Genomic DNA, 22,349 nt, shown 5'->3' on the forward strand with positions numbered 1-22,349 from the left:
TGTCCTTTAGACTCAAGCTATAAATCATGATTAATTAGATAAGAACTATGTTAAAAAAAATACTCTTCTATTCTCTTTTCTTTGCCGTTACGTGGGCCTCTTCATACGCAGCTTCCAATGAAGAAAAATCGCTCTTGATTTTAAATATGAAGAACGAGGCTGCTTTGCCGCGCAATTTTCGAACGACACAAGACGCTTTTAAAATTAAAAGCTTGGCTCTTTCTCGTGAGGGGTTGAATTCCTTAAATTTATCCGGCAGCGCCCAATTTTCCGAAAATGCCTTAGGGGCCATTTTGAATCACTTAAACTATCCTTCGCATTTCTTCATCATTGATTTGCGGCAGGAATATCATGGCTTTTTAAATGGCACAGCAGTGAGCTGGTATGGAGTTAGAGATTGGGATAATGTAGGCAAACCCTTAGAGGATATTCTGCGGAATGAAAGGTTCTTACTGCAAGATTGCTTAAAGCGCCGAACAATTTCGCTGAACCTTATCGTAAAAAAAGACAAGACCGGAAATAAGCTTCCGGAAGTCAAGCAAATTCCCTTCAGGGTGTTTAATATAGCAACCGAAAGAGAAATAGCCAATCGCTATCAGGTGCATTATATCCGCATCCCTGTGACAGATCATGTTAAACCAACCGATGAAGCCGTCGATCTTTTTATATCATTTGTTCGCAACCTTCCAAAAGATTATTGGCTGCACATGCATTGTGCTGCAGGAGTAGGACGGACCACAACTTTTATGGCCATGTTTGATATGATTAAAAATGCCAAAACAGTCGGTTTGGACGATATTCTCAAAAGACAATGGTCTATCGGGGGCCTCAATTTTCAAAATCTTTCTGAAAAAACATCTTGGAAACTCCCTTATGCGATCCTTCGCCTCCGCTTTTTAGAGGATTTCTACGAATATTGCCGTCTTTATTCCGGCAATTGGGATAAAACATGGTCTTTATATATGCTAGAAAAGCAAGGAAAAAATCCGGACGGCAGAAATTGCCTGACGCAAGAAGAGTCTGCCGACTTTCTTGAAGAAGAGCTTGTTAAATAAGGTCTGGGCTATTATTCCTTTTATTCTACTTTTTAGCCCCCTCCTGCATTCTCAGTCAAATTTTCATTTACAATCGAGGCGTATGTAAAATTTTCTTGTTCATCAGCTAGCTACTGATGAGCAGGAAAAGATAGGGCTAAACCGGCAAGGTTCTTCATCTTCGATAGTCACAAATAAAATCGTATTAGCTTTTTCTTAAGAGGCAAACCTAGAGAATTCATTCGCTCTATTATTCCTGCCATTCTTTTTTATTAAATCCCATCCATATTGAGTACGTGTTTATAACTAAATGCAGCATACAACTCATACTTATGCGTACACCATTTTTTAGAAAATTTCTTAAAACCGCTAATGACCGAGTTTGCGTTTTTTTCCCTTAGAAGAATGCAATCTGTACTATAAGCTATTATGGATTTAGAACGGCTTCTTAGCGGTCAAGAAAATTTGATGTATCCGCGTCATTTCAATAATTTTTAACTATACACTTTATCCATTTCTTTATTACAATTTACCAGTTAAATAAAAGCTAATTCCAATTGGATTATCTAGCTTTTCTTTCATTAAATCTAGCTTTCTCATTTAATACTTATTAATTAAGGAAAACAACTAATGACATCTTCTTTTTCTTCTTATATGACAGAGCGCGCTCCTGATCGATTTGGCGGCCGGCAAAGCGATTATGTGAACCGAACTCAAGCTCTCATTGCATGGGGAGGCAAACAAATTCAGCAGACAGCTAAAGATTCCCTTGCGACGCTTTTCTTCACTTTGCTAGAGAACTTCCAAAAAGAACGTCAAGCAATTGCCAGGGAACATGGAACACCTTATGCTGAGCAATTTGGACGCCGTAGAGATAAGGAAGGAATAAAAGATTTTTATCATACCTACCTGGATGATATTTATCAGGCATACAATCCCAAAATCTTAAAGCTCTTTTCTTTAACCATGCAAGGCATGCCTATTGAAACCAAAAATCATGCCAAGCAACAAAAAAAAATAGAGAATACCTACTTAGGCTACACGTCGTCCTTCGAAGTAGAAATCTTTGAAATTCAAGAACTTGATTCATTGAGATGGCGCATCCCAATTTCACAGGAAGAGCTTCCAAAAGATTTCCCCGTCAATCTATTAACAAAAAGAGAGCAAACAAGCCTTTCCGAGTTAGAGTTGCAGTCTTTAAAAAATGCCATTAAATTATTAAAACAAAACGATTTGAACCTATATAAACGTTTGAAAATGGCAAATCTTTTACTGGACTTGCAGAAAGAATTTCCCTCTCCTCTTGTTAAACAAGGGCTGAAGGGAGAAGTCCAATTGATTGGAAACGAAGGAAACTTAAAGTCCTTTTTTGCTTTAGGAACATCTCGCTTGCTTGTGAACGGGAAAATGTATGCGATGACCCAGTATCTGACTTGGCTCTACCGCGATTTCCAACAACCTCCCATTGACCGCATGTTAAAATACTCGACAGTCATGGTCATTCACCAAGATAATTTTCTTATCGATGAAACCTTGCAAGAAATCGCATTGCTTTTTGCCAATGCCGTTCTTTGCGAAACAAATAAGCTAGAAGATCTGCAAGCGGCCTCGGGATTATTCCGTCATTATTTTGCCAATTGCATGCCCACGGAACGTGGATCAGCTTCTATTGGAGAATGGCTAGAGGGCTCGATTTATCATGCACATGGCTATAAAATTAAATATAACAAAGACAGGCAAATTGATTTGGAAGCCCTTACCACGCCTCTGCTATCAGATTTTATTAAAGACTATCCCTCTATGCTTACCGTTGAGCCGATAAAGCCAGATCCTTCTAACATCTAAATTTCAAATATTCGCGCAAGAATTCAACTCTTCTTGCGCGCTTCTTTTCTTGATTTAAATCCTATCCATTTTCAGTAGCTAGATTAATTCGGTTCACTCTTCTTTATTTGATAGACAAATACAGGTGTTTGGTACAAATCATGGGCATGCCTGATCCTAATAGGCGTCCACCCTGGAATAGCAAATGTATGGCTGATAATATAGGTTCCCGCGTGCAATTCTCTTTCAAATTTATCTTTTAGCCTTCGCATTGCACCTGGATACAAATAGCAGACAATTAAAGAAGCCTCATGCAATGGGAAAGTGAAAAAGTCTTTTCTGATGAAGCGTAGATTTGGATAAGCAACTAGTTTTGCTAGGAGTTTAGAGATCAAATAAGGAAAAGGAGAAATTTCATATGCTTCTATTTGATGATCGGGAAAATGTTTAGCCAAGCTAAAGGCTAAATTGCCCCAGCCCGATCCTAGTTCCATAATCGTTCCCTTATTAGGGACAGGCAGGGATTGAAGAACGACCTTTTTGACTTGATAGGAAGTAGGGGTTGGAGTAATTCCATAACGAAAAGAATACCAAAGGATATTAGCTAAAATGGCAAATAGGATAATTAAAAATAGGATTGCAGCCATAAGCTTTGTATTCGCTCAAAAGCCTTCCTTTTTCTTCCAGAGATAGGAGCGCTTCCGCAAAATTTCTGAAAATTTAATGAAAACAGCTATTCAAAAAAATAGCCAGGCGTACCTGGCTTTATTTATCTATCTTCTATTGCAACCGCATCCTTTAGAATCTTTGGAATTATCCCGATTGCATCTTTGGGATGCCTGATTAGCTTGGCGGGCTGTCTGAGTATTATTCATGCGCCCTCCTTCTTCTTTATCATCAGTCTCATCCTCTTCCGAATTAGAGTTTAGGCGATTGCCTTGCGGCTTATTCGCCCGTTCATTTAATTGGTAAGGGCTGCGTCCTGAAGGATTCTTGAAGGGTTTTTGATAGACATCTTCTTCAGTCTCGTCTTCATCTTCATCTTCATCGTCGTCGTAATCTTCGTCTTCATCCTCATAATCTTCGTCTTCATCCTCATCGTCCTCATCTTCGTAATCTTCATCCTCATCGTCCTCATCTTCGTAATCTTCGTCTTCATCGTCCTCATCTTCGTAATCTTCGTCTTCATCGGCAGCATTTATATGAGAACCTGTTAAACGTCTGGCCGCTCCTGCTTTTTCCTGAAAAGCCCTGTTGGAGGATAAGCCTTCTGATAAGTCATGTGATTGTTCTTTATTTCTTTGAGAAAGGGCCTCTTCATCATCTTCCTCTTGTGTATGACGAGTCCTATTTCCTCTCTGAGCAATCTGAGAAGACGTCTCTTGGTATGCTTTTTGAGTGGAAGCTCGAGGGTTTTGACGAGCTGGATTGTCTTTACGGTTTGTTTTGAAAGCCATTAATAAACCTCTTGTTAATGCTTTACTTAACTATATATAGGCGGGCCATTAATCTAGCACCTTTAACTCTTCAAACTTAGATACTTCTTTATTTTTTTCCTCTTTCGCGCTCACGCATCGTCTCTACAGCTTTTTTAGAAGCCGCTGATTTTTCCTCATGACTTCTCTTTGCCGATGCTTGTCCACCTTTTCGGGCGGCTTGCTTGCGTCCATCTTCTTTTGAAGGCATAGTACACTCTCCTGATTATAGACGTTTAAATAACCTAAAATTACTTACATCCTAAGTCTCAGAGACTATCATCGAATTCACAGACAATTAGCAATTCGACAATGGTCTCTCAGAGGACCACACTCTCTGCCCTAACAATTGACAATAGATAAAAGCGGTTATTCATACAACATCGATTTAAAAAAGCATATAAGTCATTAGAGATGTCATATTTAAATTTAAATCGCCTTTATACACAAGTGAATTCAAAATTGAATTTCGCCTTTTAGTCTTGAAAAGATTGTCTTTCATCTATTAATCAAATAAAAGTTAAGCTAACTTGATAGAGTTAGGCTTATTCACCTGAGTTTGATGAGGTTTTCCGCTCTTCAGATTTAACTCGCAGCAGCAGCCAATGACTTTTTCCGGCCAGCTCTAGCAAACAATCTGCTTGAATAATAGGTTCCATATGGCTTTCTCTTTTGATTTATCTTATTTGACATTTGTGGCCACACAAGCGGCTCTAAAGGCCGGAGAAATTCTTCGAAAGGGATTTGGGACGTCTTATCAAATTCAATTAAAGTCTGGAAGGCAAAATTTTGTAACGGAATTTGACAAAGCTTCCGAAGCCTGCATCATTTCCTTTATTAAAGAGCATTTTCCCACTCATATTTTTTTAGCAGAAGAGAGTGGCTTGTCTGCGCAAGTTGGAGCAGAAACCATCTTATGGATTATCGATCCCTTAGATGGAACGACTAACTTTGCCCACCATATCCCCCTTTTCAGCATCAGCATCGCCGCTTATTATAAGGAAGAGTGTTTATGCGGGGTAATTTTTCAGCCTTTAACCCATGAGCTTTTTATTTCTGAAAAAGGAAAAGGAGCGTATTTAAATGGAGAACGTCTAAGCGTCAGTACAACCGACCGCATCGAAAATGCTCTCATTGGAGCCGGATTTCCGTATGATGTCAAAGACCATCCTACTTTATGCATCGAGCAGTTAGCCCAATTAACCCAATTGGGCGCTACTTTGCGCAATTTAGGATCCGCCTCCCTTGCCCTAGCTTATGTAGCAGCTGGAAAATTGGACGGGTTTTGGATGAACAACCTATATATATGGGATTGGGCTGCCGGTCAATTGCTCATTCAAGAAGCGCAAGGCAAAATCACCTACTATGATCGCCAAGCTCGACAACTAACCAGTACAACTAGCCTTTTGGCAACCAATTCCCCTCTTCACGAACCCTTATTAAAATATCTGACCCATCCTTCTATTTAATTTTCTTTCGAACACATCTTTCTATTAACCCCACTCAAATCTCAGTAAATAAATGACTATTAGAGGTTTATAACAAACAAAAATATCCTTCACCCTCAAAGCATCGTGATTTAACGTTGCCGTCCAAAAACAAATATGCTAAAAGTCTTAAGTTAATTTTTTTGAATCTTAACCTTTCACGGTCTATCATGCGCTCAAAAATTTCCATTTTAACCTTATGTCTCGCTTTTTCGGGATTGTCCTTTCATACAACGCCTCTATTTGCTCATTCCTCTTCCTCGATTATATTAGAGGCTAAAGAGGATCAGCACTCATATATTTATGGCTTAGCTTCGCTGAGCTTTCATATAAAAGAACTTAAAGACTCCTTAGATGCGAGCCAAGAGCCAGATGGCATTGCTTTCTCGGAAGAAGAAATCAGTCTTTTGTGGGACAAGATTGCTCATTCCCTTTACTCCCAAAAAGCGACAACCGAGCAAATTAGACGTGAATATCGCTTTGAAAAAGCCCAGGAAAGTTATCATCAGGCAAAACACCACCTTTCAATGGGAGAGAGCGAACAAGCCGAACGCTTGTTTTCCGATTCTTTTAATTATCTGTCCGGTCTATGGGAAGAAGCCATTGACCGTGAGAGCAAACAGGGCTTTGATCATTTAAATTCTTCCGGTCAGGCTGCTAGTCTAAGAGTTCGGGCTCAAAATGTCGATTTCGAGAAAAACCGCGTTCTTTCTAATAAAATAAAGAAACGCATGCGTCCCTATATCATTCCCGATAAGCATCCCATGAAGGATAACCTTGATGCGATCTTTTTAAGGAAAAGAGCAACAGTCAATGAAGACACATTTAAAGCATCGGGATTTAGGATAATCAGTAAACGTCCCCGTTCCTTTATCTATGTTGCCAAGCATAAATCATTGCCTACCTATCTCGTCAAAGCCTATATGGATGATCAATTGAAAGAAAAACGCGACCGACCTAGCTGGGAATGGCTTGTACGCAGATGTGAAGGGGCGGATAAAATTCGCTATATCATCAACAAAAAACAAATACGCTTTTTCGTCGTAGCTTCCAAGTGGATTTACCCTTTACCTGCAGACCCTTCTCCTCCTAAAGACGAAAAACATACCCGCCACTTGGCGCTGTTATTAGTCACCGATATGAATCTAGCTCCCAAAGACCTCAATTACTATGCCTGGCAAAATTACATTACGCCCGATCACTTAGATGAACTGTATTCCATCCTTAGCTTCGCAAAAGGATCGAGTTATAGGCCGGATAATATTGCCTATACGAATCAAGGGCTTTTTGCCTTTATTGATACAGAATATCCCTCACAAGGACCCGATTATAAAAGCATTCGCATGTACCTCAATCCTGATATGCGAGCCTACTGGGATAGGCTAGTCAAAAGGGGGGGAAAGCACTGACGTATTTTTCTCTGGGTTCAAAATTTAGTAAAAACGGTTAAAGGAGCCCGCCATGCAGGCAAAGCTTTTTACTGACACAACAGTCATGATTACAGGAGCAAGTTCTGGCTTTGGAGCAGAAACAGCCCGCCTTTTTGCCAAAGAAGGCGCCCGCTTGATTCTTGTCGCTCGCCGCCAAGAAAGGCTTGAAGAGCTTCAGCGAGAATTAAATCAACGCTATCAAGCAGAAAGTACTCTGATCGTTGGCAATGTGGCAGATTATGCTCTTATGGCGGAGCAAATTCAACGGATAGAAAGCCGCTTTGGCATGCCGCATATTTTGGTCAATAATGCGGGACTTGTGAGAGGCATGGATAAGCTATGGGAAGTTCAACCGGATGCTTGGAATGAAATGATTGATGTAAATATCAAAGGCGTTTTGACAATGACAAGGCAGATCTTGCCAAGCATGATCCAAGCTAACCGTGGCCACATCATTAATGTGGGAAGTATTTCAGGCCATGGAACTTATCCCGGAGGAGGAGTGTACTGTGCAACCAAATTCGCAGTAAGAGCGCTAACCGATACTTTGCGCATGGAGCTTGTGGCCACTCCTATCCGGGTTTCCCTTATCTCGCCTGGAATGGCGGAGACGGAATTCAGCAATGTGCGGTTTTATGGAGATGAAAATAAAGCCAAGCAAGTCTATGCCGGAATTACCCCTCTAACGGCTTTAGATATTGCAGAAGCCATTATTTTTATTGCCTCGCGACCCCAGCATGTCAATATCGCTGATTTGATTCTTTATCCTACAAATCAAGCTTCAACGACATTGATTCACCGGGATATTTAAAACCACAGAGAGGCTGTATTAAAGCCGCTAATGACTAGGAGGAAATTTTTTCCTCCTTCTTCACTTGCCTACCTTTTTAACTTGAATGTGGAGTTTTTATATTTTCGAGAAAACTAACCGCAAGATTCCTCTAGGCACATGTCACCATTCCCCCGTTCAAATTCGGCTAAAATCAGCGAATCTTTTTGACCGGCCTTCTTCCAATCGGATTGATAAAGCGGGAGGACAAAATCTAAGAAAGCCTCCTTATCAGTAAATAAGGATGTCAGAATTTGCTGTCTTTTTCCTAACAATGCAGCATTTCCTTTAAAGAGAAATCCGAATAGCTGCTTTAACTTATTAATTTGTCCCCGCATCGGCATATTCGCTAGTTCCTGTTTAAAGATAGCGATAAAGCGCTCGAAAGGCAGCCATTCGCGCTCGAAAGGCAAAGCGGCAAAATGGGCTTTAATTTCATGAAAAATAAAAGGATTGATGACACTGCCTCGTCCGATCATCAAAGCATCGCATCTCGTTTGTTCCAGCATTCTGAGCGCATCTTGCACTGTCAGAATATCTCCATTGCCCACCACCGGAATGCGCAATAGCTGTTTGGCTTCGGCAATCAGATCCCACCGGGCAGGAGGTCCATAGCCATCGACTTTCGTGCGCGGATGCAGGGTCAAATATTTAATGCCGCTTTCTTGAGCCGCCAATAGATTTTCATTAAAAAGGGACGTATCTTCAAAACCCGAACGCAGCTTAGCTGTAACAGGAACAGCAACAGCCTCTACCATAGCCTTAGCAACTTTGTAAAGATGCCCGGGGTCTTTTAAAAGACTAGAGCCCGCTCCACGTCCCGTAACTGTATTGGACGGACAGCCGCAATTAAGGTCCACTCGCGGAGCTCCTCTTTCCACTACAGCGCGCGCCATCTCTGCCATTAAATCCGGATCCGATCCCATTAATTGAGCGGCCTGCGGGATGGGAAAAGTTTCATCCGCTCGATACCGCTTAGCCAAACTGGCTACATGCGCATTGCTTGGTACGCGCAGAAATTCAGTACAGGCTTCGTCAAAGCCTCCAATAGAGGCCATGGCGCGCCTAAAGGTAGAATCCCCGACTCCCTCCATGGGCGCTAACAATAGATACGGGCAGCCATCAGAATTTTTGGGAAGCAACGTCATAGAACCTAGTTACCATTTAAGCCTTTCTTAGCAGGCCAATGCATAGAATTAGTAAAATTTAAATAAAACAAATTAAATAACTTATATTATACATTGGGAAGGAATTGGAAAGAAGGATTTTATTCTTCCATGCCAAAGGTAAAGGCATAGGCCTGAATTCCCTTGGGCACATGCAGGACTAAAAGACGCCTTTTTCCTTCTCCTCTTAGATTGACAATATCATATTTCCGTGCATCCTTAACAAAGATTTCCCCTTGCGGATTCATGTCTACGGTATGATATTTAAGAGGCAAAGGCTCGCCGTCTAATTCCACCTTGATTGGTAGGGAACTGGATCCTCCCAAAACCAAGTACACGCGATTGGCCATAAAATTCAAGACCAGAATAGAATCGTCTGCGCCTGCGAGAATATTTTCATTTGTTATTTTCCAGTCTCCTTTAAGGCCGACTTGATTAGGCCCCACAGATTGAATGGAATTGTAATTAAAAAATTGGTTTTTATGGATAGTGAGCGCAGGAACATAAGCACCGGCACGGTGATAGCCTAAATACGTTTCAGGAGTTATGCTGATGGGAACAGCAGGCATGGGTTCTTCTGTTTGATTGGATAAGGGCTTCTCATTGAGAAGAGAGCGAATGGCATTTTCTGTTTCTGTATATCCGCCTTCACCAAAATGGACTTCTCTAATCATTCCCTCTTGATCGATGAGATAATGGGCTGGCCAATAGGCATTATGGTAAGACTCCCAGGTCGCATACTGATTATCCAAAGCAACCGGATAAACAATTTGAAAACGTTCGACAGCTTTCTTGACATTGCTTAGATTCTTTTCAAACTCAAATTCGGGAGTGTGGACGCCTATAATGACAAAATTTTGGTCTTTATATCGCTCATACCAGCGCTTTAAATAAGGAAAGGTCCGAATGCAATTGATGCAACTGTACGTCCAAAAATCAATGAGAACAACTTTACCCCTTAAATCCTTCAATGTAAGCGGAGGACTATTGATCCAATCCGCAATTCCCACAATAGGAGGGGCTTTGGAGATAATAGGCAATACCTCACCCTTTTCAGCTTGTTGATGGCTAGACGAGGGAACAGAGGGATTGTCTTGTTCTTCCCAGGGACTATTATCTTGATTGGGAAAGCTTGGAGCTGGGGAGCGGAGGTGTTGAAGCTGCTGTTGGACCCAGGTATTATTCTCAATTTGAATATTCGGCAGGTAATCCAGGACTTTTTGTTGGAAAGCCACATCCCAATTAAAGGCTAACGCAAGAGCGGTCAGAATCATAATGACGCCAAATCCCATTCGAATCTCTTCTGAGTATTTGGCCAAAGCCGGGAACTCGGAGACCGCCCTATTTCCGCCATAAGCGACAAAAAGCAAGGGAATGCCCGCTCCTAAACTATAGGCAAAGGTCAATAAGACAACCTCTATCGTTACTTTCTGAGTGGCAACAAGAGTCGTAATCGCAGCTAAAATCGGCCCTGCACAAGGCGTCCAGACTAATCCAAGGGCAATTCCCAGAAAAAAACCACTCCAAAATCCTGCCGTTTGCCGATGCGTTCGCGCCTGAATTTGATTCCCCCATTCGGCAAGGGAGCCGGTCAGTTTAGCGAACAAATTGCTAAAGGTCGGTAAAATCATGACCAGACCGAAAAAACCAATAATCAAAATAGCCGTATAGCGAAGGACATTGGCAGACAAGCCGAAAGATCGTACAAGAGTCGTCAAGGCCAACGTGAAAAAAACAAAGCTGATGATTAATCCCGCAATGACTCCGAAAGGCCGCCATTTTCCCTTTCCAACGCTTGCCGATAAAATCACGGGCAAAACCGGCAGGATGCAGGGAGATAAAACAGTGACAATGCCTGCTAAAAAAGAAAATAAAAGGAGGAGAATCATTTAGGCTCTTTTTTTTCGTCGGACATCAAAATGTTTATAATAAGCGCCAACCCACCTAAAGCAGCTGCAAGAAATAGCAAAATGGCTAAACCTGGATATCCCCAAATCGTAAAATTCGTCTCTATCCTCATTAAGAGAGCTGCTCCAATAATTAAAGCCGCTAAAACAAGTCCTAAAGTAATGCGATTGGCGACTTTTTCGAAGCCAATCATTAACCGTCGTTCATTGAATGCATCAACATCAAGCTTTAATTCATTTTTGGATAAGATATCCAGAATATTATTCATCTTAGCAGGCAAATGTTGAACAAATTCTGTCGCTTCAATAAATGTGCGAAAAAACACACCTGCGGAAAAATTCCTGCGCATTCTTTCCGTTAAGAGGGCAGTGGCATTTTCCCTAATGGACTCATTGGGTGAAAAGTGAGGCGCTAAAGCCTTGCCGACGCGGTCCAAATTTAACAAAGCTTTGCCAAGCAAGTTAAAAGCCGGAGGCAGCTTAACACCTGTTTCGGCAGATGCCCCGCTAATTTTAATTAGCACCTGTCCAATAGCCATCTGAGCTAAATTTAAGTCCTGATACTGCGCAACTAGATTGGAGATGTGTTCGCGAAACACATGATAATCGAATTCATCCGTCTTTTGCCCTAATCTAATGATAATATCCGCCACCTCTTCCCCTTGTCCTTCGCTAACGGCCAATAATAGCTTGAGCAATCCAGTCTGCAATTGAGGAGCAATGCGTGCAACCATGCCTAGGTCCAAAATAACCAACCGATTATCTTGACTTAAGTAAATATTGCCTGGATGAGGATCGATATGGACTAAGCCATCAATGATAATTTGCTTGAGGTAAGCTTCAAAAAGATCTTCGGCCAAACGCTCGCCGTCAATCTCCATTTTAATTAAAGGACTTATGTCGGTGATTTTTTGTCCGCTTATAAAGTCCATTGTTAGAATGCGGGATGTCGTATAATCTTCGACCGGGCTTGGAATAAGGATGCGGCGGAACTCTTTTAAGTTGCGCTTAAAGCTAATCTGATTGATCGCCTCTTTTCTGTAATCTAATTCATTTAATAGTGTTGTCCGCAATTGGATAACTTTATCGACTAAATTATAACGTTTTCCCCATGTCGTCTGTTTTTCTAAGAAAGTCGCAATTTCTTCCAGAACATCTAAATCCTCAATAATGCCTGCTTGGATGTGCGGCCTTTGCACTTTAACCGCAACAATGCGATCGCTAGGCAAAACTGCTTTGTGAACTTGCGCCAAAGAACCGGCAGCCAAGGGCTCTTTTTCAAAGTCTTTAAAGATGTCTTGAATACGCACGCCCAATTCTTCCTTAAAAATCTTTTCCACCTCTTCATAAGAAAAAGGTTCTGCTTTATCCTGCAGCTTTGATAACGCTTCTATATAAGCATCGGGGAAAATATCTGATTGCGTGCTCAACAGCTGCCCTAACTTGACAAAAGTCGGGCCCATTTTTTGCAAATCTTTAGCCAGCTCTTCCGGTTTTGGCATTCCTGCCGTCTCTGTTCGCCCCTCTTCTAACTGTGGTAGTTCTGCCCGCACCTCTTTCAATAAATCTGATCTGCCATACTTCACGAGCAGCCAGGCAAAATCTTTATATCTTTTGATATGCTTCAATTGCAGATTTGTCACGATCTTTCTCCTTAGAGACTCTCCACGATCTCAAATATAGGCCATTAGCAGTTTTAAGAAATTCTCTTAGAAAGTGCTTGGCTAGAAATGATAACCTTTATATTTCAAAATATTTATTGCTTTTTCTTAAATCCTCATTAGGAAGAAAAAGGTAATTTTTGTGAAGGAGAATTCATGTGGCATAAAACAGCTTTCTTCTATTAAATAATGATGTGATTAATCAGGACAAACGGCTTATGTTTCCATTTTTATTTCTTTTTCGAATTCCAATTCAGGCTTCTTTTTCGTTTCTTAAAAGACCGTTTCTTGCGTATCTGCTTTCCTTAATTAAATCAGCTGCTGCTTTCGGACTTTTATTTTTTTTATGCGCTTTTCAAGCCCTTCCTTATAAACATGTCATTTTACCAGGCCCTCTTTCCATCCATATTTTAGAAGTTGATCCTCAAGCTTTTTCCATTACACTCGTTCATGCAAAAGAAAAAGCCCTTGGCAGGCAGACAGTGCAAGAATTAGCCGATGCCTATGGGGCGCTTGCTGCGATCAATGGCGGCTTCTTTAAGGGAAGCCCTTGGGAAGGATTGCCTGCCGGGATTTTAAAAATCCAATCGCAATGGTATGCTTGGCCGACAAAACCAAGGGGAGCGCTGGGATGGAATCCAGATGGACGCCTCGCTCTAATTGACCAAGTGTTGTGCAAGGCTTCCTGCCAAATCCAAGATAAAGTGATGGCCATCGATGGCCTTAATCGGCAAAGGAATGAGCAAGAAACCATCCTCTTCTCCCCCCAGTTTCATTCCACCACTCTTACCAATGAGAAAGGTTTTGAAGTGGTTGTCCGGCAAAATCGCCTGTTTGCCGTTTATGAAGGAGGCAGCCATGCGATTCCTTGGGACGGATTCATCCTTTCCTTCGGCTCTAAAGTTTTTCTTAAATTTTGGCGAACGATCCCTCTTGGCTCTCCTATAAATTTACAAATTCATACGCACTCGCAGTCGTCTTATACGCCTTCCCATTTATGGGACAGCTTGTCTAATATAGTTGGAGGAGCTCCCGTTTTAATCCGTGGAGGAGAAGTCATCCGCGATTTTTCATCTGAACAAACGAGAAGCAGCTTTCTAAATAGCGCCCATGCCCGCACAGCTGTTGGCCTTCTACCTAATGGGCATTGGCTTTTAGTCGTCGTGGATGGCAGGCAACCGAAATTAAGCAAAGGCATGACCATTCCTGAATTAGCTTCGTTTATGCATAGCTTAGGCTGCCAAGAAGCCCTTAATTTGGATGGAGGCGGATCCTCAACCATGGTCATCGATCATCATGTCGTCAATGACCCAACAGGCGACGAGGATGAAGATGAAGGATTGAAAAAGGTCAGAAAAGTCTCTGATGCCATTCTAATTTTGGAGCGTGCATGAACGTATCTTTTTTCCCTCATATAGATTCTCGCTTAATTCTCCTCCTTTTCTGCCTTCTTTTTCTCTGTTGTCTTTCCTTAAGAGCGGAAAGCTATCAAGACTTTGACAATTATCAAGGCATCTACACTTCCGATGAGATAGCGTTTAAGCTTAATCACTATCTCGTTAAAGACCCGGCTCTTGCCAAACAATTTTTGCTTACAAAGGAGGCGTTCTTTCTCTATGCAACAGAAGAAGACAGCCAGGCGCATCGGCCGGAATTCACTTTAGCTTTAGCTTCTCGTCCCACCTCGGAAAGACCTCATTCGCTTCCGTTGCCCTCTACTCTTGCAGGACTCAAAATAGCCATTGACCCTGGCCATTTTGGCGGGCGCTATGCCAAATTAGAGCAACGATGGATAGAGATGGATAGGCCGGACTCGAATCAAGCCAGCGATAGCATTTCTTTCAATGAAGGCACTTTAACTCTTTTAACGGCCAAGCTCTTAAAAAATCTTTTAGAAGACGCTGGAGCACAAGTCTTGCTAACAAAAGAAACAAATGGCACGGGAGTTTATCCGGAGGATTTTTTTGATTGGCTTGGACGGCTGAATTCCTCAAAATCTCCTTTTGAGTTATTCAAAGATTATAATCGGTTAGATTTGCTGGCCCGGGCCGACAAAATTAATGCGTACAAACCGGATGTAACCTTGATTATTCATTACAATGCACATGGAGGCCGCGATCCTATCACCCAGCAAAATATTCCTCAACCTTATAATTATAATATGGTCTTTGTAGGAGGCAGCTTTTGCCGCAATGAATTAAGCGATTTTAAAAGCCGTTATGCTTTTTTGCACTTATTGCTGACCCAAACGATGGACCGCTCCATTGCTTTAAGCGAGGCAATTTTAAAAGAATTTGTCAAGCAGCTCAACGTACCGGCTGTTGAAGAGGCTGATCCGGTTCCCTATTTGAAAAATGCCTGTATTAACATTTCCAAAGGCGTATATGCCCGCAATTTGGCTTTAACCCGCTTGGTGCATAGCCCCTTATGCTACGGAGAGAGCCTATGCCAAGATAACAAGCAAGAATGTTTGAGGCTGAATGATAAAAGTCTGGTTCTAGAAGGGATTCAAGGGCCAGAACGAGTTAAGCAAGTTGCGATGGCTTACTTCAAAGGCCTGCAAGCTTTTACTCGAAATCAAGCTGAGCAGATTCAATTGAGATAAAAGCTAGGTTAAAAAGTGCATGTGAGTTCTCAAAATAGAGGCCATACGAGTTAAAATATGGCCTCATATTTCTTAGTCGATAGAAAGAAAAGTCCTCTCGCATTTAAGTCTTTAGCCGTTTTCATATTCTCTCTTAAGACCTACCAGAAAATCTATAAGATAAACTGATTACCTATTTTAGGAAATAATGCAGCCCTTATCTTCTTTCTTTTTCTGAAATTCTATAGGAACTTCATACCCTTTTACACTGCTCAAATTTTTCTTATAACTATCGAAAGGCCGAGGCTTTGAGGTGTAATGGTCCCACTTCATTCCAATGTTCTCTTCCAAATAATAGTGATAAGACTGCCAATTATCTGTCGGCATCGGCTTAAATTCAACAGCAAAGAAATGACCCTCTATGATAACGCCTTTCACTTCCTCGGCTATGCCCTTCCACATCACTGTCTCCAGAAAAACGGTGTTGTGGTCTGCCGTCATGTAAGCAAGCGCCTGGCCTCTATAATACTTCATGACTTTATCTTTTCGCTGGTCGCTATCCATTCCCTTAAAAATATCTTTTGTAATGGCAGTGATTTCTAGAGCTTTCCCATTTTCTGTATCTTTAGGGAATATTTGAAACGTAGATTGATCATTATATCCAGTCCCTCGAGTATAGACTCCTTCGATGAGGTAATATTCCAGCCCAATGGGAGAAACAATTTGTTGTGAACCAGTCGCCTGCATAATACATCCTTTCTTGTTAAATGATAAAAAAGAGGAAAACAACCAAGATCTTAATTAAGGGTCAGCATCAAATTCTGCAAAATCATTGTTTTCATTTATTGAGAGAATAAAAAATAATTGCCTAGTCGTCCAAAGACTACCAGGCAAGCTTGTCAAACAAATGGTTGATGGATCTTTTAGGAAATAATACACCCCTTGTCTTTCTTTCCGGCATCAAGCGTTTGTGGTGGAGTATAACCAGCTAACGAACGCTTACATCCTTTATAGCCGCGTGGCTTGTCTGTATAAGTCCCTCCCCACTTCCCGAATAATTGAGTCTCTAAATAATAGTGATAATCATACTTATGCGTTATAGGCATTTGGACAATCTCTACCGGCATAAATTCTCCCGTTCCCCTTATACAAACGCCATTGATTTTCTCAGCAATCGACATATAAGCGATCGTCTCTACAAACAGCTTTTCTCTATCCGGAGACAGGTAACCAATACATTCCCATTTATAATAATCCTTGAGCGTGTCTTTTTTGGAATCTGAATTGCCTGTAATGGTATTTTGGGTAATCTCATAAATTTCTATCGCTTTTTTATTATCTCCAAAATCCTTGATATTCATCGTATATTTGCCTTTTGTCTCCCCCCTCATCTGTACTGAACCAGCCCCATCTAACCTATAATATGCTAATCCATTTGGAGCAACAATCCCTGAACTTGCCTGCATAATCAATCCTTCTTGTTGAATGATAATAAAATAAAACTGAGATAGTGCTTTATAATCACTATCACAAGTCTTTTAAAATAGCTGTTGTTATGAAATATTAAAGTTTTTTATTATTTTACGTCAATTAAGATTCTGTTTAGATTGTATTCGCACAGTATTAAGAAAATTAACTAACAGACAATTCTTCAAACTATTTATCACACAATTTGAGTTGAATTTAAAATGTTTTAATTTTCATTCTTGGCTTAGAGAGTGTATTTAAACTTTTCTTTATTTGAATGCCGCTATAAAAAGAATAGGCAAACTAACGGGGTTGGCATTTTTCTCGCACATTTGGTTTATTTTAGAGGGTAGTACACCTTAACGTAGGTAAAAGAATGAACAAGATGCACCTAAAGATCTTTTCAATTTTTATGTTTCTAAGCTTGGCTTCGTTAACGCTTCATGCAGCCCTCTCCAAAGATCAAGCGCTTAAGCAAGAAAATCAAAAAATTCTGGATATATCTGAGCGCATGACGCATTTTTATGATCTAAAAAATAATGAAGACATCAAAGATATTACCGAACAAGTGCTTGAGAGCCCGGATACCAAGCCGGACGTTAAAGAGGAAATTAAAGCCTACCATCGCCGTATTTATCTTTTCCGCTATCCAAGCGATGGCCTCTCTATTAAAGGTTTTGTGAGCTTGCCGGCAGGTCCCGCTTGCCATCCTTTGCTTGTACTGTTCCGCTGGGGGAATCGCAATTTTGCCTTATTTAATCCTGGCTTGGACATGGCCAATTATCGCGATTACGCCGTCATTTCTTCTACTTTAAGAGGAGGGGTCAGTGAAGGGCAGGATGAATTTGGAGGAACGGATATTGATGACATGAAAAATTTGATCGCCTTTTATCCTCAGCTAGCCAATAAACTGCACGCATGCCCTCGACCGACACACCTCTATATGCTCGGGCCTAGCAGAGGGGGGTTGGAAATGTTTTTAATGCTGGCACGTTATCCTCAGCTGCAAAACAAAGTCGAGAAAATCGTTGCGCTTTCTTCTATTCTTGATTTGCATCGGCAAATTACAGACCGCGAAGATATGAAAACCATGTTCATGCATGATTTTGGCCTCTCTGCAGATAATGCAGAAACGTGGATTAAACAGCGGGATCCGCTGGAAACCGTTCCTTATTTAAGAAAATCCCTCCCCATCTTGATTATACAAGGCACAAAAGATCAACGCGTCGATCTGGAAGAGGGGCACCATATGGTGGAAAAATTGCAAGAGCATGGTAATCCGGTCACTTATTGGGAGCTAGAAGGTGGCAATCACACCCTGAGGAATATCCCCCATTTAATGGATGACATTGGCCATTGGTTGGAATCCCCCCTTCCTCATTCTCCCCCTGATCATGCGCGCTAGATTAATCTGATCTGCCCTGCGGAATGCGATACGCCTCGACGGGAATTCCTTTAATTAAATGTTCTTGGATAATGCGCTCCAACACATCAGGATGGCAGGAGTGATACCAAATGCCGTCAGGATAAACAACGGCAATGGGACCTTGACGGCATAAGCGCAGACAGTTCGCCTTTGTCCTGAAAATCCCGGCCTGCTCGGTTAAATTCAATTCTTTCAATCGCGTTTTTAAATACTCCCAAGCTGCTAGTCCCGCCTCATACTCGCAACACTTGGGTTTAGTCTGATCACAGCACAAAAAAATGTGACGCTTGACGGGCTCCACTTCCAAGGGTTTTTCTTCGCTTTTCTTATCGTTCATGAAATCTCTCCGCTTAAATCTTTGTATTCTAAGGAGCATTGTTTAAAGGAAAATGCCGGCAAAACGCTTGATGAATGGGCACATCCGGCCATTTCGATTCTTTTCTGCCTGCTAGCGTCGCCTCATCATACCCGCTTGCCAAACGGTGAATGAGAATTTCTTGCCCGCAAATTGTGTAATAAAGGCGCCAAGTTTGATAAGCCAGTTGATAGAGACCAGTTTCTAATTGTTTGACGCGATTGTTGGGATAAGGGAAGGGGTTGGTTTCCAGCCGCATTTCAATTTCTGCTTTTAATTGATGAAGTCCCTGTTCGTCTAAATAAGCGATCTGCTGAAGCGCAAGTGGAGACCATTCAATAACAAAGGATTCTTGGCTGTCCAATTCATCCACCCATCCTTGCCGGATGCACTGAAAAGAATCCGCATAATTCAAATACGGTTTAATATCTAAAATAGGCGTTCCATTAATTAAATCATGATTGACAATGATTAAATCCAATCCCTCTATGGCTTTTAACTCCACGCAAGATAGCCCAATCATATTTGGACGATGAGGAGAACGCGTGGCAAATACCCCCTTCTTTTTTTTTCCTCTGGGGGGAAGCACTTTTGGCTTCCAATGGGAATGAAGATGAAAACGAAAAAGCACCCAGATGCGATCGAAGCCTTCTAATCCTTCTAGCGCTTGCTCAAATTGACAATGTGGATTCAAGCGAATGAGTCCTTCATTTCCTTTCACAAGCCCGGGCTGCCTAGGAACCGTATACTTTTTCGTCTGACTAGCATAAAAATATCCGATAGGATCTACTGTAAACATCATCGATTATTCTATAAAAATATTTTCTGAGACTGCCTCTATGTTTTTCAACCGCTTAAAAATAAGCTTTATAATAAATTTGGCTTTATCCATTGTCAGTCTGTCTGTCCAAGGAGCGCATATGAGCACCGGCCCCTTCGATCAACAAAACCTGGATATCGATGCGATCAATCAAAACTGCTACGATCATCGCTATCTATTATGGGACCGCTTTCCCTTTGCCGATATCCTTCCTGCCTGGATAATCGCTTATCACTCTCCTTGCTTGGGCGATCGTGCTTTAGATATTGGAAGCGGGACAGGCCGGCTCGCAAAATGGCTGCAAGATCAAGGCTTTGAGGTCCTTTGCCTGGATCCTTCCCCTCAAATGTGCCGATTGTGCCGCGATAAAGGGCTAACCTGCCTCCAAATGACTGTTCAATCTTATCAAGATAAACCCGCTTCCTTCAGCCTCGTGCTTGCCATCCTATCGCTTATCCACGTTCCAAAGAAAGAGTGGCAAGAACAGCTAGATAAGATTGCCGCCCTTTTAAAGCCGAACGGGTTCTTTCTTTTAGCTGTTATTGAAGGCCGAACAGAAGGCGTGGAAGAAAGAGCCAGCGGCTATCCGCGCTTTTTTGCCCATTATACGCGTACGGAAATCAAACAGATGACCGAAGCCAAATTTGAAGTGCTAAATTTCAAAGCCGTATCCGGTCCTTCTAGCGATTATCTCCTTTTTGCTTTAAAAAAGCGAGCGGGGGCTTGAAATTCCTTTTGCTCCAAAACAGGTAGGCTTTGGAACCTATTTTTGAATTTGCGTAGGAAATATTCCCCTTTCTTTTTCACCGTTCAGAAACTTAAAGTTAAAGCTTCAATATAATTATTTTTTTATTTAAATAAAGGTTATCAAATCAGATTTACAACTGCAGGAGCCAGTTCAATGAAGCTTGAAGATGGACGAAAAAGGGCTGCTATTTCGCAAATCAGCCCGCAAATTGAAGAAGGCCGTTTCGCCATCAAGCGGATTATGGGGGATGAGGTAAGCGTTAGCGCAGATATTTTTACAGATGGGCATAGTTTGGTGTCAGCCAACCTCTTATTTCGCGCAAACGATCAAGCAAAATGGCAAGAAACTCCCATGAACAACGTGGGCAATGACCGATGGACCGGACAATTCAAAGTAGAAAAACTGGGAGTCTATTTTTATACCATCCAAGCCTGGGTAGATTACTTCAGGACCTGGCAGCAAGAGCTCGAAAAAAAATTCAAAGCAGGCATTCACGTCCCCTCAGAAATTGAGATGGGATTAAAAATGATCAAAGAAGCGCTAAGCAAGAAACGGAATGCCGAGCTTAAGCGTTTTTTGACAGCGATTGAAAATGCCAAACACGAAGAAGAGCGTGTTCGTTTAGCGATAGACGAGCGTCTGACGCTATTGATGCGGGATTGCTATCCGAATAAGCATTGGATCTCGGAGATGGAAAGGACGTTGTCTGTGATCGTCGACCCACCCAAGGCCCGCTTCAGCGCTTGGTACGAAATATTTCCTCGTTCTTTTAATCCTACACCCGGAAAACATGGCACCTTTAAAGATTGCTTAGCCCTGATTCCCGAAATTGCCCAGATGGGATTCGATGTCTTATATTTTCCCCCTATTCATCCAATCGGCTATTCAAAGCGTAAAGGGAAAAAAAATAGTCCGGAAGCGCAAAAACACGATCCGGGCAGTCCATGGGCTATCGGATCGCATGAAGGAGGGCATAAAGCCATCCATCCCGAATTGGGAACCATGGAAGATTTTGAAAAGCTTATAAAGGTTGCTAGAGAGCAAGGCATTGACATTGCGATGGACATTGCCTTCCAGTGTTCGCTTGACCATCCTTATCTTAAAGAACATCCAGATTGGTTTCGATGGCGCCCCGATGGAAGTATTCAATATGCCGAAAACCCTCCTAAAAAATATGAAGATATTGTTCCCTTCTGCTTTGAAACAGAAGATTGGGAAAATTTATGGAAAGAATTGAGAAGCATCTTTCTATTTTGGATAAAAAAAGGCGTGCGCATTTTCCGAGTAGATAATCCTCACACCAAGCCCTTTCCCTTATGGGAATGGATCATTCGGACAATTAAGCAAGAGTATCCCGAAGTGATTTTCTTGGCAGAGGCTTTTACGCGTCCCAAAGTGATGTATTGGCTGGCCAAGATAGGCTTTAGTCAGTCTTATACGTATTTTACATGGCGCCACACAAAGCGTGAATTGACAGATTATGTAAAAGAAATAGCTCTAAGCGATATTGCAGAATATTTCAGGCCAAATTTTTGGACAAATACGCCAGATATTTTGACAGAACAGCTGCAAAGAGGCAGCCGGCCGCTTTTTTTAACCCGCTTAATCCTGGCTGCTACCCTTTCCTCTAATTATGGCATGTACGGCCCCGCTTTTGAATTAATAGAACAAGACGCAATACCGGGGACAGAGGAATATCTGCATTCGGAGAAGTACCAACTCAGGCATTGGAATAAAGCAGACAATAAAAGTTTGGCGCCCATGATCGCCAATCTTAATGCGATCAGAAGAAAGCATCCGTGTTTGCAATGCACCTCTAATCTCAAATTTTATGACATAGATAATGACCAAATTTTGTATTACGGCAAGTTCAGCTCAAATCCACGAGATGCTTTGCTAATCCTTGTCAATCTAGATCCAATAAATTCCCAATCCTGCCTCATTAAAGTGCCTCTTGCTGAATTGGGTCTGCCTTCAAAAGGATCTTATAAAGTGCATGAGTTGCTTTCCGACCGCTATTTTATTTGGGAGGGCGAGATGCAATCTATCACTTTGGATTCTCAAGCTCCTGCATGCCTATTTAGCATTCAAAGTAAAATTAGAAGAGAAATTGATTTTGAGTATTTTCTGTGAGGG

20 protein-coding genes are annotated in these 22,349 nt (G+C 41.7%); 10 read left to right on the forward strand and 10 right to left on the reverse strand.

From position 1 onward, the window contains the following. Positions 1–47: 47 nt before the first annotated feature. Positions 48–1,055 carry a fused DSP-PTPase phosphatase/NAD kinase-like protein gene (locus BN3769_RS11870; protein WP_068470869.1) on the forward strand — a complete coding sequence of 336 codons (1,008 nt, stop codon included), beginning with the start codon at positions 48–50 and terminating at the stop codon, positions 1,053–1,055. Between the two features lie 609 nt (positions 1,056–1,664). After that, entirely contained in the window at positions 1,665–2,879 is a 1,215-nt protein-coding gene (locus BN3769_RS11875) for a hypothetical protein (protein ID WP_068470870.1), read from the forward strand. Between the two features lie 83 nt (positions 2,880–2,962). Here the strand turns inward: BN3769_RS11875 and BN3769_RS11880 are convergent, their stop codons facing one another. The 3 genes from BN3769_RS11880 to BN3769_RS14815 all read right to left on the reverse strand — a co-directional run bounded on the left by BN3769_RS11880 (position 2,963) and on the right by BN3769_RS14815 (position 4,544). Continuing rightward, entirely contained in the window at positions 2,963–3,505 is a 543-nt protein-coding gene (locus BN3769_RS11880) for a class I SAM-dependent methyltransferase (protein ID WP_154017907.1), read from the reverse strand. A gap of 126 nt (positions 3,506–3,631) precedes the next feature. After that, a complete protein-coding gene (locus tag BN3769_RS11885; protein WP_068470872.1) occupies positions 3,632–4,315 on the reverse strand; it encodes a hypothetical protein in 684 nt (227 codons plus the stop codon). Positions 4,316–4,403: 88 nt separating this feature from the next. Further along, complete coding sequence (locus BN3769_RS14815; protein WP_154017908.1) at positions 4,404–4,544, reverse strand: hypothetical protein; 141 nt, start codon at positions 4,542–4,544, stop codon at positions 4,404–4,406. A 448-nt stretch (positions 4,545–4,992) separates the two neighbouring features. Between BN3769_RS14815 and BN3769_RS11890 the strand changes: the two genes are divergently transcribed. The 3 genes from BN3769_RS11890 (at position 4,993) to BN3769_RS11900 (ending at position 8,061) form a co-directional block, all read left to right on the forward strand. Beyond that, complete coding sequence (locus tag BN3769_RS11890) at positions 4,993–5,802, forward strand: inositol monophosphatase family protein (RefSeq protein ID WP_068470874.1); 810 nt, start codon at positions 4,993–4,995, stop codon at positions 5,800–5,802. 188 nt (positions 5,803–5,990) lie between these two features. Next, positions 5,991–7,229, forward strand: coding sequence for a hypothetical protein (locus BN3769_RS11895; RefSeq protein WP_068470876.1), 1,239 nt, complete (start codon positions 5,991–5,993; stop codon positions 7,227–7,229). 52 nt (positions 7,230–7,281) lie between these two features. After that, on the forward strand, positions 7,282–8,061 hold the full coding sequence (locus BN3769_RS11900) for an SDR family NAD(P)-dependent oxidoreductase (RefSeq protein ID WP_068470879.1): 780 nt from the start codon (positions 7,282–7,284) through the stop codon (positions 8,059–8,061). A gap of 113 nt (positions 8,062–8,174) precedes the next feature. On the opposite strand, the gene BN3769_RS11905 is transcribed toward BN3769_RS11900, so the two are convergent. From BN3769_RS11905 to BN3769_RS11915, 3 genes are all read right to left on the reverse strand, one after another. Further along, positions 8,175–9,227 (reverse strand): tRNA dihydrouridine synthase, encoded by a 1,053-nt coding sequence (locus tag BN3769_RS11905; RefSeq protein ID WP_079989548.1) that lies wholly within the window; start codon positions 9,225–9,227, stop codon positions 8,175–8,177. Positions 9,228–9,346: 119 nt separating this feature from the next. Next, positions 9,347–11,134: a cytochrome c biogenesis protein DipZ gene (locus BN3769_RS11910; protein WP_068470882.1), complete on the reverse strand. Its 1,788-nt coding sequence runs from the start codon at positions 11,132–11,134 to the stop codon at positions 9,347–9,349. After that, complete coding sequence (locus BN3769_RS11915; protein WP_228840690.1) at positions 11,131–12,795, reverse strand: ABC1 kinase family protein; 1,665 nt, start codon at positions 12,793–12,795, stop codon at positions 11,131–11,133. The genes BN3769_RS11910 and BN3769_RS11915 overlap by 4 nt, the downstream gene beginning before the upstream one ends. A 236-nt stretch (positions 12,796–13,031) precedes the next feature. On the opposite strand from BN3769_RS11915, the gene BN3769_RS11920 reads away from it, so the two are divergent. Together BN3769_RS11920 and BN3769_RS11925 are read left to right on the forward strand one after the other, a co-directional pair. Next, positions 13,032–14,207, forward strand: coding sequence for a phosphodiester glycosidase family protein (locus BN3769_RS11920; protein WP_068470884.1), 1,176 nt, complete (start codon positions 13,032–13,034; stop codon positions 14,205–14,207). Then, positions 14,204–15,418: an N-acetylmuramoyl-L-alanine amidase gene (locus BN3769_RS11925; protein ID WP_068470886.1), complete on the forward strand. Its 1,215-nt coding sequence runs from the start codon at positions 14,204–14,206 to the stop codon at positions 15,416–15,418. Before BN3769_RS11920 ends, BN3769_RS11925 begins: the two co-directional genes overlap by 4 nt. A 177-nt stretch (positions 15,419–15,595) precedes the next feature. Here BN3769_RS11925 and BN3769_RS11930 read toward each other — a convergent pair whose 3' ends face one another. Then, positions 15,596–16,144 (reverse strand): hypothetical protein, encoded by a 549-nt coding sequence (locus BN3769_RS11930; protein WP_068470888.1) that lies wholly within the window; start codon positions 16,142–16,144, stop codon positions 15,596–15,598. Positions 16,145–16,320: 176 nt separating this feature from the next. Then, positions 16,321–16,863, reverse strand: a complete 543-nt coding sequence (locus BN3769_RS11935) for a hypothetical protein (protein WP_068470890.1) — start codon at positions 16,861–16,863, stop codon at positions 16,321–16,323. 377 nt (positions 16,864–17,240) lie between these two features. On the opposite strand from BN3769_RS11935, the gene BN3769_RS11940 reads away from it, so the two are divergent. After that, positions 17,241–18,269, forward strand: coding sequence for an alpha/beta hydrolase family protein (locus tag BN3769_RS11940; RefSeq protein WP_079989549.1), 1,029 nt, complete (start codon positions 17,241–17,243; stop codon positions 18,267–18,269). Between the two features lies 1 nt (position 18,270). Here the strand turns inward: BN3769_RS11940 and BN3769_RS11945 are convergent, their stop codons facing one another. Both BN3769_RS11945 and tsaA read right to left on the reverse strand, forming a co-directional pair. Beyond that, positions 18,271–18,627: a (2Fe-2S) ferredoxin domain-containing protein gene (locus BN3769_RS11945; RefSeq protein WP_068470894.1), complete on the reverse strand. Its 357-nt coding sequence runs from the start codon at positions 18,625–18,627 to the stop codon at positions 18,271–18,273. Positions 18,628–18,655: 28 nt separating this feature from the next. Next, the gene (gene tsaA / locus BN3769_RS11950) at positions 18,656–19,447 is read right to left on the reverse strand and encodes a tRNA (N6-threonylcarbamoyladenosine(37)-N6)-methyltransferase TrmO (RefSeq protein WP_068470897.1); all 792 of its coding nucleotides are present in this window, start codon (positions 19,445–19,447) and stop codon (positions 18,656–18,658) included. 118 nt (positions 19,448–19,565) lie between these two features. Here tsaA and BN3769_RS11955 point away from each other — a divergent pair, with 118 nt between their 5' ends. Both BN3769_RS11955 and BN3769_RS11960 read left to right on the forward strand, forming a co-directional pair. After that, positions 19,566–20,192 carry a class I SAM-dependent methyltransferase gene (locus BN3769_RS11955; RefSeq protein ID WP_068470899.1) on the forward strand — a complete coding sequence of 209 codons (627 nt, stop codon included), beginning with the start codon at positions 19,566–19,568 and terminating at the stop codon, positions 20,190–20,192. A gap of 174 nt (positions 20,193–20,366) precedes the next feature. Then, positions 20,367–22,346 (forward strand): alpha-1,4-glucan--maltose-1-phosphate maltosyltransferase, encoded by a 1,980-nt coding sequence (locus tag BN3769_RS11960; protein ID WP_068470901.1) that lies wholly within the window; start codon positions 20,367–20,369, stop codon positions 22,344–22,346. Positions 22,347–22,349: the final 3 nt, after the last annotated feature.

Origin of the sequence: Candidatus Protochlamydia phocaeensis (assembly GCF_001545115.1) — a bacterium.
GTDB classification, from domain to species: Bacteria; Chlamydiota; Chlamydiia; order Chlamydiales; family Parachlamydiaceae; genus Protochlamydia_A; species Protochlamydia_A phocaeensis.